Origin of the sequence: Abyssisolibacter fermentans (assembly GCF_001559865.1) — a bacterium.
GTDB classification, from domain to species: Bacteria; Bacillota; Clostridia; order Tissierellales; family MCWD3; genus Abyssisolibacter; species Abyssisolibacter fermentans.
In genome coordinates, this window is the sequence record NZ_LOHE01000066.1 from 38,666 (window position 1) to 54,199 (window position 15,534).

The window sequence follows — 15,534 nt, forward strand, 5'->3', positions numbered from 1 at the left end:
TAAATTGTTAGTAGCAAAAAAACAAATACAAGAATATGACATAAATATTGAAGAACCTAGATTTAGAAAAAAAACAAAACATAAAGAAAAAAATACTACAATAGCTACTAAAAGTAAAGTTAAACTTGTTGCATTATCAGTTGTAGTTTTAGGTGTATGTTTAGGAATTTTATTGCTAAATGCATATGTGTCTCAATTAAAGTACGAATTGTTAAGCTTAAATAAAAGCAAAGAAGAGTTATTTGAAGAGAAGAGTTTATTAGAAATTAAAATTGATAAAATAAAGCAATCAGATTGGATAGAAGAAGCGGCTATAAGTCAATTAGGTATGAGTTATCCAACTCGGGATCAAATAATATATGTTAGTTTAGATAATATTAACAATGGGGTAAAGAATGAATTACAAGTTGGGAAAACAACTTTTTTCAAATCTACTTTAAACAAATTAATAGGGTTGGTAAAATAACAAGGTGATAATCCTCTTATTGGAGCAATAAAAGTACTAGTAGCTGTTATATATTAGCTATAATGACAAAATATAAATTAATTCTAAAATTTCAATGATGATATTTCATTGAAATTTGCTGTTTAGAATTATATTTTGTACCATATTATTCGTATTATTATATGATTTACTTTATGAATAATTTGGAGCGAAGTATTAATCGAAATTAAAAGGGGGTATACAATTTGAATATGCCTAATGTTACTACAAAAAAACGAATTCTTATAATGTTAATTGGAATCATGCTGTTATTTTTATTACTAATAGCTCGATTAGGGCAAATACAGATAATTAAAGGAGATAAGCTTCGAAAAGAAGCCTTGGAACAGTGGACTAGAGATATACCTGTAAGACCTAAAAGAGGAATTATTTACGATAGAAATGGTAAAATTATGGCTACAAATATGAGTGTTGACACTATTTGGTGTAGACCTGCTGATGTAGAAAATCCAAAGAAAACTGCTAAAAAATTATCAGAAATATTAGAAATGGATGAAAATAAGGTTTATAGCTTAATAACTAAAAAACAAAGTTTGGTTGAAATAAAAAGATGGGTAGATAAAGAAATATCTAATGCACTAAGAAAAGAATTATTGAAGGGAATTGAAATAGTTGATGATAATAAGAGATTTTATCCATATGGAGAAATTGCTTGTCATATAATAGGTCATACAGATAGAGATAATAAGGGTCAATATGGTATTGAAAGAACATATAACGAACAACTAGAAGGAATTGCTGGTAGATGGATTAAAACTGTTGATGCTAGACAAAAAGAATTACCATATGGAAATGAAAGATTATTTGAAGCCCAAAATGGCAAAAATTTAGTATTAACGGTTGACGAAACTATTCAACATTTCGCTGAAAAAGCTGCATATGAAGCTTTGGTAAAAAACAAAGCAAAACATGCATCAATTATTGTTATGCAACCTAAAACAGGTGATATATTAGCTATGGCTACTAAACCTGATTATAATCCAAATGATAAAAATACTTTATTATACAATCCGGATAGACCGTGGGAAATTTTATCTGATGAAGAGCAGAAGATTTGGAATGAAAAACCGTGGAGTGAAAAAAGTCAACAAATCTTCGATTCTTGGAGAAATTTTCCTATAAATGATAACTATGAACCGGGTTCTACTTTTAAAATAATTACAGCTGCTGCTGGGTTAGAAGAGAACGTTGTAAATAAGGATAGTAAATTCTATTGTGATGGTTATGTCAGACAGGTTAAAAGCTATAAACCAATAAAATGTTGGAGATATTACAACCCGCATGGTAGTCAAAATTTTGTCGAAGGTGCTCAAAATTCGTGCAATGAAGTTTTTGTAGAGGTTGGCCTTAGAGTTGGTGCTGAGAAAATGTATGATTATTTAAAAGCATTTGGTTTTGGCAAAAAAACAGGAATAGAGCTGACAGGTGAGCAATATGGTATAGCACCATCTAGTGCCAAAAATATTAAAGAAGTTAATTTGGCTACTATTTCTTTTGGTCAGGGTATTGCTGTTACTCCTATACAGCTTGTAACAGCTGTTAGTGCTGTAGCTAATGGCGGTAATCTTATGAAGCCAAGGATAGTAAAGCAAATGGTTGATGATGAAGGGAATGTTATAAAAGAAAATAAAACAGAAGTTGTTAGAAAAGTTTTATCTAAAGAAACCTCTGAAACAATGCTAGAAATATTAGAAAGTGTTGTTTCTAATGGTACTGGTAAGAAAGCATATGTTAAAGGGTATCATGTAGGAGGTAAAACTGGAACAGCGCAAAAAGTAATAGATGGAAGATACGCTTCTGGTAAATATATAGCATCATTTATGGCTATTGCTCCTTCATATGATCCTCAAATATGTGTCTTGGTAATTATTGACGAACCAACAAATGGTATTTATTATGGAGGTCAAATAGCTGCACCTGTAGCGGGTGCTATTGTAGAGGATACTTTAAAATATCTTGATATTAAACCTGAGTATAATGAAAAAGAAAGAGAAGAAGTTAATAAAAATAACGTTGTTGTTCCGGATGTTAGGAACAAGTCTATCACAGAAGCTGGTAAAACACTAGGAACAAAAGGTCTTGATTATAGTACTGATGCTTATGATGTACAAAAAGATGATTTGGTTTTGGATCAATATCCATTACCAGGTACTACAGTTAAGAAGGGATATATGATTGAATTATATGTTAATAAAAAACATAATGATTAAATTTTATATGTATTTATGTTATAATGAATTTGTTTGTATATAGAATTTAATATGTCGGCAGCTTTGTGATTGTATTGATAAAGTTGCCTTTTAAAAATCAATGATAATGTCAATAATTACATGCAAAGGTATATATTATAAAAATAGATAAAGAAATGTTACATCTTGCATTTAGAATATTTTATGTTCAAAACAAACTTTAGATGTTGCGATTTTTTATAGAATTATTTACCCTGAATTAATATTTTCTTTATTATAATTATTTAAAAAATTGGGATTTATATATATAATATATATGATAATATAGAATTGACATATTTAATAAAAAATCAGAAAAGTATTATTAGACATATTTAACATGAGAGGAGATTAAACTATGATAGAATACAAAGATATAATAAGAACAGTAATTATATCTTTTGCTATAATGCTAATATTAGGACCTTTGATTATACCACTTTTAAGACGATTAAAGGTTGGACAGAGTATCAGAGAGGAAGGACCAAAGAGGCATCTTGCAAAAAGTGGGACACCTACTATGGGTGGAATAATGATCCTTATAGCTTTGATTGCTACGACATTATCTTCCGGAATACATAACAAAGATTTAATGGTAGTATTAATATTTACATTAGCAAATGGTTTTTTGGGTTTTATTGATGATTTTATAAAGGTAGTTTTAAAAAGAAATTTAGGCTTAAAAGCTTATCAAAAACTTTTAGGGCAAATACTTATTGCTGTAGCGTTAGCTATTTATCAATCACATAATTCTATAATAGGTACAAAAATATTTATACCTTTTACAGACAATTATCTGATCGATTTAGGACCGTTATATGTACCATTTATTGTATTTGTTGTAGTAGGAACTGTTAATAGTGTTAATCTTACAGATGGCTTAGATGGTTTGGCCTCTGGAGTCACATTAATTGTTATGTCGTTCTTTAGCTTAATATCTTTAAAATTAGGTTATTATAGTTTAGCAATTTTTGCTTCAGCATTGACGGGTGCATGTTTAGGATTTTTAAGATATAACGGGTATCCAGCAAAAGTATTTATGGGTGATTTAGGAAGTCTTTCTTTAGGTGGAGCTGTTGCAGGAATAGCAGTTATACTTAATTTATCGCTTATTTTACCAATAGTTGGAGGTATATATTTTGCAGAAGCATTATCTGTAATTATACAAGTTATTTCTTTTAAAACAACAGGTAAAAGAGTATTTAGGATGAGTCCCTTACATCATCATTATGAATTAAAGGGTTGGTCAGAGATTAAAGTTGTAGTTGTTTTTTGGTCTGTGACAGCAATTTTGTGTATTATTGGTGTCTATGGGTTAGGATATTTAATTTAATAGCTAAGTAGAGGTGATTATGGTGTTGAAAAATAAAACAGTACTTGTTTTAGGTTTGGGGATAACAGGTGTTTCAAGTGCTAAAGCATTAAGTAGTTTAAAAGCAAAAGTAGTAGTATGTGACAATAAAACTAAAGATCAGTTAACAAAATATATAGATGAATTAAAAGATTATGAAATATGTTACAAACTAGGTGGAATGGATATAGAGCTAGAGGATATAGATTTGATTGTAAAAAGTCCAGGAGTTCCATTAGATGTAGAGGTATTAAAAAAAGCTTATGAAAAAGGCATAGAAGTAGTTACCGATATAGAGCTTGCTTATAGACTTTGCAATAATAAATTTATAGCAATAAGTGGTACAAATGGAAAAACAACGACTACGGCTTTGCTTGGAAAAATATTAAAGAATAATAATATGAATGTGCATGTAACAGGAAATATTGGAGTGGGCATATTGTGGGAAATTGTTAACTCAAATGATGATGATATTTTTGTCATAGAAGCAAGTAGTTTTCAACTTGAAAATACTAAAAGCTTTAAGCCAAAAGTAAGTGTATTGACTAATATTACTCCTGATCATATTAATTGGCATAAAAGTTTTGACAATTATGTAAAGGCAAAAAAGAAGATATATAAAAATCAAGATTCAGATGACTATACAGTTTTAAATTATAATGATGCTATTCTTAATAAAGCTAAAGAAGAAATAAAATCTAATATTATATTTTTTAGTTCTACAGAAAAACTTGATGAAGGTGTATATATTGATGGAGAATATATTGTAATTAATATGAATGGAAACTATCAAAGAGTTATGAAATATAAAGACATTCGAATGATTGGTAAGCATAATCTTGAAAATTCATTAGCTGCAATTTGTGTAGCTTGGGCAATAGGTGTAGACTTTGAGATTATTGCAGAGACTTTAAGGGAATTTAAAGGGATTGAACATAGATTCGAAGAAGTTGCATGTATAAATGGAGCAAAATATTATAATGATTCAAAAGGAACAAATCCTGATTCATCTATTAGCGCTTTGGAAGCTTTAAATAAGCCTATAATTCTTATTGCAGGGGGTTATGATAAGGGTTCTGATTTTGAAGCTTTTATTAAAGCGTTTGATGGAAAAGTAGAAGCACTAATATTATTAGGTGAAACTGCAAAACAAATACAAAATACTGCAATAAATTTAGGTTTTGATAATATATATAAAGTAAGGGATATGTGTGAAGCAGTTAATACTGCTTATACATTAAGTAGAGAAGGTTCTAATGTTTTGTTGTCTCCAGCATGTGCTAGTTGGGATATGTATGACAATTTCGAAATAAGAGGCACACATTTCAAAAAATGTGTTGAAGATTTAAGGAGGCTTGAGGATGGCCAAAAGGAAGGCTAGTGATTTTACACTAATGATAGCTGTTATATTTTTAGTATTCATTGGTATTGTTATGGTTTTTAGTTCAAGTTATCCAGATGCTTATGGAAAATTTAATGATCCTTATCATTTTTTAAAAAAACAATTACTACATAGTACTGTAGGATTAGTAGCAATGATATTTTTTATGAATTTAAATTATAAACTATTAAACAAATTATCTAAAGTGATTTTTTTAAGTTGTTTAGTTTTAACCGGATTGCTATTTACACCTATGGGTTTAGTACTAAAAGGAGGAAGAAGATGGATTACTTTAGGTTTTACTACTTTTATGCCATCTGAAGCCATGAAGCTAGGATCAATTATTTTTCTTTGTGCGTTTCTATCTAAAAAGAAGGATATAATTAAAGATTTTACTGGTGGTGTAATACCTGCACTACTTATTATTGGGATTGCCTGTGGATCAATAATTATACAGAAAGACTTAAGTACTAGTGTTGTCTTAGGTATGGCATTGGTTATTATACTATTTTTAGCAGGAATGAAACTTTCTCAATTATTTACATTGGGGATTTTTGGAATTGCGGGTATTGCTGGTGCTATTCTTGCTGAAGGTTTTAGAGTAGATAGAGTTACTTCATTTTTGAATCCTTTTGCATATAAATCAGGCATTGGATGGCAAGCAGTACAGTCATTGTATGCTTTGGGTTCTGGAGGTTTATTTGGATTAGGACTTGGGCAAAGTAGACAGAAGTTCTTCTATATTCCTGAACCATATAATGATTTTATATTTTCTATTATAGGCGAAGAATTAGGTTTTATAGGATGTGTTTTAATTATTATATTAATATTAATAATTATATGGAGAGGAATTAGAATATCGCTTAGTAGTAAGGATATGTTTGGATGTTTATTATCTGCTGGTATTGTAGGATTATTTACAGTACAATCATTAGTTCATATTGCAGTTGTAACATCTTCTATGCCTCCAACAGGAATACCTCTTCCACTTGTTAGTGAAGGAGGAACATCTATATTAGTATTTATGTCTGCAGCAGGCATTTTACTTAACATATCCAGATATGATAATATAAATAGGAGTTGAAAAAATGCGAGTATTAATTACAGGTGGAGGGACAGGTGGACACATATATCCTGCTTTAGCCATTGCTAAAAAGATGAAAAAAGAGATAAATGATATAGATTTATTATATGTAGGTACAGAGCATGGTATGGAAGCTGATATAATACCACGAGAAGGGTTCAAATTTAAGACTATAAGAGTTGAAGGTTTTAGAAGGAAGTTATCATTAGGTACTATCAAAACTATTAATAAGTTGTTTGTTGGTATGAACGATGCTAGAAAAATCGTAAATAATTTTAAACCAGATATAGTTATTGGTACAGGTGGATATGTTTGCGGACCAATAGTGATGACAGCTGCTTTAAAAAAAATACCAACAGTAATACATGAACAGAATGCTTTTCCTGGTGTAACAAATAGAATTTTATCTAGATTTGTTAAAAGCATTGCTTGTAGTTTTGAGGAAAGCAGTAAATTTTTCAAAAACAAAGAGAAAATAGTTGTTACAGGAAATCCAGTTAGAGAAAGTTTTTTCGATATAGATAAGGAAAAAGCATATAAAAAACTTAATATAAACCCTAATAAAAAATTTGTTTTGAGTATTGGTGGCAGTGGGGGACAAAAAAGTTTAAATCAAGCAATGGTTTATGTTATAAAACGATTTAATAAACATTCAGATATTCAGTTAATTCATGTAACTGGAAAAAGGCATTATGATAATTTTATTAAACTATTGAAAGACGAAGGAATAAATAATATAAATAAATCAATTAGAATTATGCCGTATTTATTTGATATGCCAGAAGCAACGTCTTTAGCTGATTTAGTAATAACTAGTTCTGGAGCAATAACTATTGCCGAAGTTACAGCAGTAGGTGCCCCAACATTACTTATACCTAAAGGTTATACTACAGAGAATCACCAAGAGTATAATGCAAGAGCTTTGGAGCAAAAAAAAGCTAGTGTTGTATTATTAGAAAAAGAACTTACAGGAGAAGTTTTGTATAAAAAGATAGATGCTTTGTTGAAGGATGAGGTTAGATTAAAAGAAATGTCAGAGGCTTCAAAAAAACTGGGAAAAAAAGATTCAATTGATGAGATATACAATTTAATACTAAAGCATTTATAAAGCAAATAGTAACACCTTTATTCAATATGCATACAATAATTATATATTGTTTACATAGCTTTGCATATTCTGGAGGTGTGATAATGACTCGATATATAGTAGAAGGTGGAAGAAGATTAGTAGGTGAAATTTCAATTAGTGGAGCAAAAAATTCTGTTCTTCCAATCCTAGCTGCTACTATTATTAATAATGGTTTTAGCACTATTATGAATGTTCCATTTATTAATGATTTTAAAATAATGATGAAAATACTAACCATGATTGGATGCAAAATAAGTAGAGTTGGTGATATTGTAACTATAAATTCAAAAACTGTAGACACTATTAACATTCCTGAGGATTTAGTCAGAGAAATGAGGTCATCAATAATTTTAATGGGTGCAATGTTAAGCAGGTGTGGACAGGTGAAGATATCTTATCCTGGTGGTTGTGAAATTGGACCTAGACCTATAGACTTGCATCTGAAAGCATTAAAACAGCTAGGAGTTGAAATTAAAGAATCTTATGGATTTATCGAATGTAAAGCAAGTAAATTAAAAGGTAATGATATATTGCTTGATTATCCTAGTGTTGGTGCAACAGAGAATATTATGTTAGCTGGTGTAAAAGCAGAAGGGATTACAGTAATTAGAAATGCAGCAAAAGAACCAGAAATAGTAGATTTACAAAATTATCTTAATAAGGCTGGCGGTAAAATTTATGGTGCTGGAACAAGTGTAATAAAAATAGAAGGAGTCAATGAATTGAAGAGTGTTGAGTATACTATAATTCCTGATAGAATAGTTGCGGGCACTTATATGACTGCGGCAGCTATAACAAATGGGGAAATAGTGCTAAAAAATATAGAAACTGAGCATATACAGTCTATAATATCAAAATTAAGAGAAGCAGGCTGCAAAATATATAGTAACTGTACAGCACTAAAAATTGTTGGTCCAAAAGAAATTCAAGCAATAGAATCAATAAAAACCTCTCCATACCCTGGATATCCAACTGATATGCAAGCACAAATGATGGCTTTATTGACCATTTCAAATGGCACAAGCCTTATATCTGAAACAGTTTTTGAGAACAGATTTAAGCATGTACCAGAACTAACTAGAATGGGTGCCAATATAACAACAATAGATAGAGTTGCTGTTATAAAGGGAGTAAAAAAGCTAACAGGTGCTAAAGTTACAGCTAAGGATCTAAGGGGAGGAGCAAGCTTGGTACTTGCAGGTTTAGCAGCTGAGGGTACTACAGAAATAGATAATATTTTTCATACCGAAAGAGGCTATGAGAAGCTTGATGAAAATCTTAGAAATTTAGGTGCTATTATAAAAAAAGTATAAATATAATAAAAAAAGTTCTATAGCGGAATATACTGCTTTAGTCTTTTTTTCAAAAAGAGTGGGTCAAGCTGTATAATATAAAAATTGGTGGAGGATATAAATGGCATCTAAGGCGGTAAATAAAAAAATTAGAAAAAGAAAAAGAAGATTTATGTTTTTAGTTTTCTTGGTTCTAGTAGCAACTTGTGTCTATTTCATATTTAGGACAAGTATATTTAATATTAATGAGGTAATAGTAAAAGGTAATGAGCAAATTGAAACAGAAAAAGTTATACTTGCCTCAGGTATAGAAAAGGGTATTAATATATTTAAGCTTAATAAGAGTGCAGTTATAGAGAATATTAAGATGCATCCATATGTAAAAGAGGTACGTGTCTTTAGAAAATTACCTGATAAGATTGTAATAGATATTGTTGAAAGAAAAGAAGCTTTTATTGTTAAGGCTATGAATACTTTTGTATATGTAGATGAAGAAGGAATTATTTTAAACGTATTATCTGAAAAAAACAATCTAGATATTTCAGAATTAAATGGCTTTAGTATTAACAATATTATAATTGGAAATAATCTTAAATTAGAAGATGAAATTTCCACAAGCGAGATTTTAAATTTTATTGATAGATGTAGTAAAGCTTCAATACTAAATCAAATAAGTATAATAAAAAAAGATAAGGAAGATGAATTAGTTATTACATTAAAAAATGGAATAAATATTGAATTTGGAAATCTTAAAGAAATTGAACATAAATTAGCTTTCATAAAGAGTATATTAGAGGATTTAAAATTGAAGGGTATAAATAAAGGGAAAATATGTTTTAATAAAGGTAAAAATCCTGTTTTTGTACCAGTGGGTAATTAGGAGGAGAATATGAACAATGCAAAAAATAAGCTTGCGCTTGGTATAGTGTGTGTTTTTTTAGGCTTAATAATGTCTTTGCAATTTAAAACAGTCAATAGAGTTGTTGGAAAAGGACAATTGATAAGTAATAGAGCTAAAGAGTATACTATAGAATATCAAAAGCTGCAGACTGATAAAGAAGAACTTACTAAACAATTAGATGATCTCAATGAAAAAATAAAAAAATATGAAGATAGTGCCTCAAAAGAAAATGTATATGTTGAAGAATTAACCAAAGAAAAACAAAAATACAAAATGATAGCAGGATATGAGAATGTTGAAGGACCAGGAATTGAACTTATTATAGATGACCCTGATATAGAAGTCCTAATTGGTGATAATACAAGCTATTTTGTCTATAATTATGATACAATAATGACTATAATAAGTTTTTTAAATACTGCGGAAGCAGAGGCGATTTCAATAAACGGATTAAGATATACAAATTATACTGAAATTTTACCAGTAGGTAATCACCTAAATATTAATGGAGTATCGATTGGGGCTCCTATAGAAATAAAAGCTATAGGACCACCTGATAAATTGGAATCGGCACTTGTTTTTAAAGGAGGTATAATTGATCAACTAAAGAGAAACGAATTAAAAGTAGATTTAAAACAAAGTGATTTAATAACTATTCAGGGATATAAAAAAATAATGAATTTCAGGTATGCTAAACCTGTTAATGGCAATTAATAGAATGGAGAAGTTTATGAAAAGGAATAATTATTATAAGATTATTTTATTTTTTGCTGGGTTGTTGATAGGTTCGTTTTTAATAACTCAGTATAGACATGATGGTTTTAAATATTACTTTGTTTCGTTGAATGCAGTACAAGAAATTCAAGATAGTATAATTAGTACAAATGATGAAATTGCTAACTTAAGAAATCTCATATCTGAAAAACAAAAAGAACTTTTAAGGGTTCAAGATGCTGTTAATGATGGTAATGTTGTTAAAATTTTAAAAGAAGAAATAGGAAATGTTAAAAATGTAGCAGGAATGACAAATTTGAGGGGTTCAGGAATAATGATAAGAATATCTGATGGTACTAGGCATGATAAAGATGAAGATATAAGTAATTATGTAGTACATGATTCAGATATATTAAATATTATTAATGACTTAAAGGCAGCTGGAGCAGAAGCTATAAGTATTAAAGGGCAAAGGGTTTTATCAACTTCTGAAATACACTGTGGTGGTCCTGTTATATGGATAAACAAAAGGTCTGTTTCAAATCCTTTTGTTATAAATGTGATTGGAAATCCTAAACAATTATACGCAGCTATAAATGCACCTGGTACGAATGGTGATTTACTAAAAAAATATATTAATATAGATACAAAAATAAGTGACAATATATTTATACCTAGGTTTTATGAAGATATTGACTTTATATATGCAAAACCTATAAAAGAAGGTGATGATTAATAATATGATTTATGCAATTATTGGTATACTACTAGGAGTTTTGATTGGTAAATTTTTACCAATTACTTATTCTGCAAGCTATTCTACTTATATTTCTGTAGCAATATTAGCTTGTCTAGATTCTGTATTTGGCGGAATCAGAGCAATGTTTGACCAAAAATTTGATATAGAGATTTTTGTATCTGGTTTTTTTGGAAATGCTATATTAGCAGCATTATTAGCATATATAGGTGATCGACTAGGATTACCGTTGTACTATGCAGCAATATTTGCTTTTGGAAGTAGATTGTTCCAAAATTTTGCCATTATTAGAAGATGCTTGATAAATAAGAAAGGTATTAGATAAAATTTAAAAATTTATGAATTACTCTATCGTAAAATAGAAGGAAAATGAGTAAGTATATAGAATATAAATATAGAAATGAAGCATGAAATTTAATTGGTTTATATATAAAATGATGTAGTTGTTATTGAAGTTTCATTAAGGAGGGTATATAATGTTTGAGTTTGATGTAGATATGGAACAGTTTGCACGAATAAAAGTAGTTGGGGTAGGCGGTGGAGGAAATAATGCCGTAAATAGAATGATAGATGCTGAAGTAAAAGGAATAGAATTTGTCGCTATCAATACAGACAAGCAAGCATTGCATTCTTCTAAAGCAGAGATAAAAATTCAAATAGGAGAAAAGCTCACAAGAGGTTTAGGTGCAGGAGCAAATCCTGAAATAGGGAGAAAAGCTGCTGAAGAAAGCAGAAATGAGATACATGAAGCATTGAAAGATTCTGACATGATTTTTATTACAGCAGGAATGGGAGGAGGAACAGGTACTGGTGCTGCTCCTATAATAGCTGAAATAGCTAAAGAACTAGGTGTTTTAACAGTAGGTGTAATAACAAAGCCGTTTATGTTTGAAGGTAAAAAGAGAATGATTCATGCTGAGAAAGGTATTAAAGAGCTTAAAGACAGAGTTGATACATTAGTTACTATACCAAATGATAGGCTTTTTCAAGTTGCAGATAAGAAAACAACATTAATGGATGCATTTAAAATTGCAGATGATGTATTAAGACAAGGTATACAGGGTATATCAGACTTGATAGCTGTGCCAGGTTTAGTAAACTTAGATTTTGCTGATGTTAAAACTATTATGTTAAATCAAGGGTTGGCTCATATGGGTGTTGGTAAATTTAGTGGTGAAAATAGAGCTACTGAAGCAGCTAAACAAGCTATCCATAGTCCATTACTTGAGACATCAATAAATGGTGCAAAAGGAGTTTTGTTAAATATAACCGGTGGTTTAAATTTAGGTATATTTGAAGTAAATGAGGCAGCTGATATTATAAAGGAATCGGTTGACCCAGATGCAAATATTATTTTTGGTGCAGTTGTTGATGAAAATCTAAAAGATGAAATAAAGATAACAGTTATTGCAACAGGATTTGATAGTAATAATAACTCTGAAATTCCAAATCTACGTCCTACTAATGATATAATAAAAGAAACAAAAGAAGCAAGAGAAAATGTTGCAGTTTCAGAAGAAAAAAAGGTAGATGTTGATGATTTGGATATTCCAACATTTCTTATAAGAAAAAAGAATGAATAATAATTCCCTATTACTAATATAATTTTGAATTAGAAGACTCCAGTGAATTGAGGGTATACCGAGTTTGGTATATCGAGAATATAATGGACATCTTATAATTCAGAAGGTTGAAGTAGACTGTTTAATTTTCTATGAATAATGTGATAATATTTGTTTAGATGGTTTTAATCATAAAATTAATTCTTTGATTTTATGTTAAGTGCTTACTTATTGGAAAAAAATTGGAAAAAATTCCATTATTTTATCATTATTAGTATAGAACCTTAAATTTAATATAGAGTGTATCATTTACTCCTACAGATAAATTGAGTAGGAGTTTTTATTATTTTTGAAGGAAAATATCGTATTATTTACTGTTCACAAACTTTATGCATATAATATCTAATTTTATATTTTTAGATATTAATTAAAATAAAAGCATCAATAAGTGTAGAAATAATCGAAACTTTGAAGTGCGATAAACCATTTCGACTTCAGTTTATGACATAATTTTGAAATTATTTAGCGTATAATATTCATAAAAGGAGGACAACTGAATATTGTTTTAATATAAGCCCAGATTATTTATAGAAAAAAGTTATAAAAATAATCAGGGATAAGATTTATTTGCATAGATGTAATATTTATGTTCAAAGGGAGGTTTTAATTTGTATATCTATGCTGAATATTTAATAGCAGAAAACTTCTTAATAAATCTTATGATTTTATATTTATTGAAGGTTTTGACTAAATCAAAAGTTAGAAAATCCAGGTTGATAGTATCAGCACTTATTGGTGCAGTGTATACACTTGTTGTTTTCTTTCCTAAACTTAGGATATTTGCTACTTTCATTATGAAAATTTGCATATCTATTCTTATGATTATAGTAGCTTTTAATCCAGAAAAGTTTTTAAAATTCATAAAATTGATAGCTTTATTTTATATAATAACTTTTGCATTTGCAGGTGCTTCACTAGCTTTATTTTACTTAACAGAGGATAAGGTATATATAGGAAATGGAATTTTTTACATAAAAGATTCTATAATTATAATTTTGCCTTTAGCTATTTTATTGTCTTGTTTATTGTTTTGGATAGTATGGTCGTATATATCTAAGAGGAGAAAGAGAGAATATATTGTAGTTAGTATAATATTAAATGGTATGCAAAAAGATGTTATAGCGTTACTTGATACAGGCAACTCACTAAAAGATCCAATAACAAATACTCCTGTTATAATTGTTGAATTTTCAGCTATTAAAGAATTGCTTCCTTTAGATATTCAAGGGGTTTTTAGTGCTTATACAAACGATAATTTGGAGCTATTGTCTAGCGTAATGCAAAAGTCTACTGATAAAGTTAAATTTAGGCTTATTCCTTTTAAATCATTAGGAAAAAACAATGGATTATTAATTGGATTTAAACCTGATTTGCTTGTTATTCATGCAGAAGATGAAATTTGTGCTGAAGCTATAATTGGTATTTATAATAATGTTTTATCAATAGAGGATGATTATTGTGCACTATTGCATCCAGAAGTATTGAAATAGGTTGGGGGAGATATTTTGGATAATATTTTGATGAAAACTAGGTTTTGGTTTGTATTGAATTTCATAAAGATTAAAAAACTGTTTAGATTAGATACAAATGAATTATTTTACATCGGTGGAAGTGAAATATTACCACCACCTTTAAATCAAAAAGAAGAGCTATATTTACTATCTAAACTTAAAAATGATATTTCAGTTAGATCTATACTAATAGAAAGGAATTTAAGATTAGTTGTATATATAGCTAGAAAGTTTGAAAATACAGGTGTTGGTGTTGAAGATTTAATTTCTATTGGTACTATTGGGTTAATAAAAGCTGTTAATACTTTTAAACCTGATAAGCAAATTAAATTAGCTACATATGCTTCAAAATGTATTGAAAATGAAATTTTAATGTTTCTAAGACGTAATAGTAGAATTAAAGCAGAACTATCGTTAGATGAGCCATTAAATACAGATTGGGATGGGAATGAGTTATTATTATCTGATATATTAGGAACTGATAGAGATGTAATATTTAAATATTTAGAAGAAGAAGTTGATAGACAGTTATTATATGACGCAGTAAAAAAACTTTCATCTAGAGAGCAAAGAATCATGGAACTTAGGTTTGGATTAAATGGAGGAGTTACGAAAACTCAAAAAGAAGTTGCAGATATTTTAAGTATATCTCAATCATATATTTCTAGATTAGAAAAAAGAATTGTGAAAAAATTAAAAAAAGAAATAAGTAGATTGGTTTAAAGAATGGGATGTCTCAAAATGTATTTTGAGGCATCGATTTTGTTTAATGGGAAAGTCCTATTTTGTGATTAGAGTTCAAAAAATTGATAAAATAGCTAGGGTAATCTTTTGAGGGAAGTGTGGCTCAATGTTTTTGTATTGAAGCCATACAAGACATTTTTTTTACTCGGAGATGCCTATATTTTTCTGATTATATAAAGATGAAAAAATATAGTCATCAATGTCGTGGTCAAAAAATGTCATGTAGCTTCTAAACAACTTAATGGTTTGATTTTTTTAGGGTTAGGCGTTGTGAGTACGAAGTTATCACATGTTGGTGATTCATCACCAAATGGA

At 29.1% G+C, this 15,534-nt stretch carries 14 protein-coding genes; all 14 read left to right on the plus strand.

The features are described from left to right. Positions 1-4 precede the first annotated feature (4 nt). The 14 genes from AYC61_RS11335 (at position 5) to sigE (ending at position 15,198) form a co-directional block, all read left to right on the plus strand. Positions 5-466 carry an FtsB/FtsL family cell division protein gene (locus tag AYC61_RS11335; protein ID WP_066502052.1) on the plus strand — a complete coding sequence of 154 codons (462 nt, stop codon included), beginning with the start codon at positions 5-7 and terminating at the stop codon, positions 464-466. A 230-nt stretch (positions 467-696) separates the two neighbouring features. Then, positions 697-2,715: a stage V sporulation protein D gene (locus tag AYC61_RS11340; protein WP_066502092.1), complete on the plus strand. Its 2,019-nt coding sequence runs from the start codon at positions 697-699 to the stop codon at positions 2,713-2,715. A gap of 376 nt (positions 2,716-3,091) precedes the next feature. Further along, the gene (mraY, locus tag AYC61_RS11345; RefSeq protein ID WP_066502055.1) at positions 3,092-4,066 is read left to right on the plus strand and encodes a phospho-N-acetylmuramoyl-pentapeptide-transferase; all 975 of its coding nucleotides are present in this window, start codon (positions 3,092-3,094) and stop codon (positions 4,064-4,066) included. 25 nt (positions 4,067-4,091) lie between these two features. Continuing rightward, positions 4,092-5,465: a UDP-N-acetylmuramoyl-L-alanine--D-glutamate ligase gene (gene murD / locus AYC61_RS11350; RefSeq protein WP_275935239.1), complete on the plus strand. Its 1,374-nt coding sequence runs from the start codon at positions 4,092-4,094 to the stop codon at positions 5,463-5,465. Next, positions 5,446-6,549 carry a putative lipid II flippase FtsW gene (ftsW, locus tag AYC61_RS11355; RefSeq protein WP_066502059.1) on the plus strand — a complete coding sequence of 368 codons (1,104 nt, stop codon included), beginning with the start codon at positions 5,446-5,448 and terminating at the stop codon, positions 6,547-6,549. Before murD ends, ftsW begins: the two co-directional genes overlap by 20 nt. 4 nt (positions 6,550-6,553) lie before the next feature. Then, positions 6,554-7,657 (plus strand): undecaprenyldiphospho-muramoylpentapeptide beta-N-acetylglucosaminyltransferase, encoded by a 1,104-nt coding sequence (gene murG / locus AYC61_RS11360; protein ID WP_066502060.1) that lies wholly within the window; start codon positions 6,554-6,556, stop codon positions 7,655-7,657. Positions 7,658-7,740: 83 nt separating this feature from the next. Continuing rightward, positions 7,741-8,991: a UDP-N-acetylglucosamine 1-carboxyvinyltransferase gene (gene murA, locus AYC61_RS11365; RefSeq protein WP_066502066.1), complete on the plus strand. Its 1,251-nt coding sequence runs from the start codon at positions 7,741-7,743 to the stop codon at positions 8,989-8,991. Positions 8,992-9,091: 100 nt separating this feature from the next. After that, positions 9,092-9,850, plus strand: coding sequence for a cell division protein FtsQ/DivIB (locus AYC61_RS11370; protein ID WP_066502069.1), 759 nt, complete (start codon positions 9,092-9,094; stop codon positions 9,848-9,850). 9 nt (positions 9,851-9,859) lie between these two features. Next, on the plus strand, positions 9,860-10,585 hold the full coding sequence (locus tag AYC61_RS11375; protein ID WP_066502071.1) for a DUF881 domain-containing protein: 726 nt from the start codon (positions 9,860-9,862) through the stop codon (positions 10,583-10,585). A gap of 16 nt (positions 10,586-10,601) precedes the next feature. Beyond that, entirely contained in the window at positions 10,602-11,321 is a 720-nt protein-coding gene (locus AYC61_RS11380) for a DUF881 domain-containing protein (RefSeq protein ID WP_066502073.1), read from the plus strand. Positions 11,322-11,328: 7 nt separating this feature from the next. Beyond that, positions 11,329-11,667: a DUF1290 domain-containing protein gene (locus tag AYC61_RS11385; RefSeq protein ID WP_156456445.1), complete on the plus strand. Its 339-nt coding sequence runs from the start codon at positions 11,329-11,331 to the stop codon at positions 11,665-11,667. Positions 11,668-11,818: 151 nt separating this feature from the next. Next, positions 11,819-12,925, plus strand: a complete 1,107-nt coding sequence (ftsZ, locus tag AYC61_RS11390) for a cell division protein FtsZ (RefSeq protein WP_066502076.1) — start codon at positions 11,819-11,821, stop codon at positions 12,923-12,925. A 647-nt stretch (positions 12,926-13,572) separates the two neighbouring features. Then, the gene (locus AYC61_RS11395) at positions 13,573-14,454 is read left to right on the plus strand and encodes a sigma-E processing peptidase SpoIIGA (protein ID WP_242866780.1); all 882 of its coding nucleotides are present in this window, start codon (positions 13,573-13,575) and stop codon (positions 14,452-14,454) included. A 30-nt stretch (positions 14,455-14,484) separates the two neighbouring features. Further along, complete coding sequence (sigE, locus tag AYC61_RS11400) at positions 14,485-15,198, plus strand: RNA polymerase sporulation sigma factor SigE (RefSeq protein ID WP_066502104.1); 714 nt, start codon at positions 14,485-14,487, stop codon at positions 15,196-15,198. Positions 15,199-15,534: the final 336 nt, after the last annotated feature.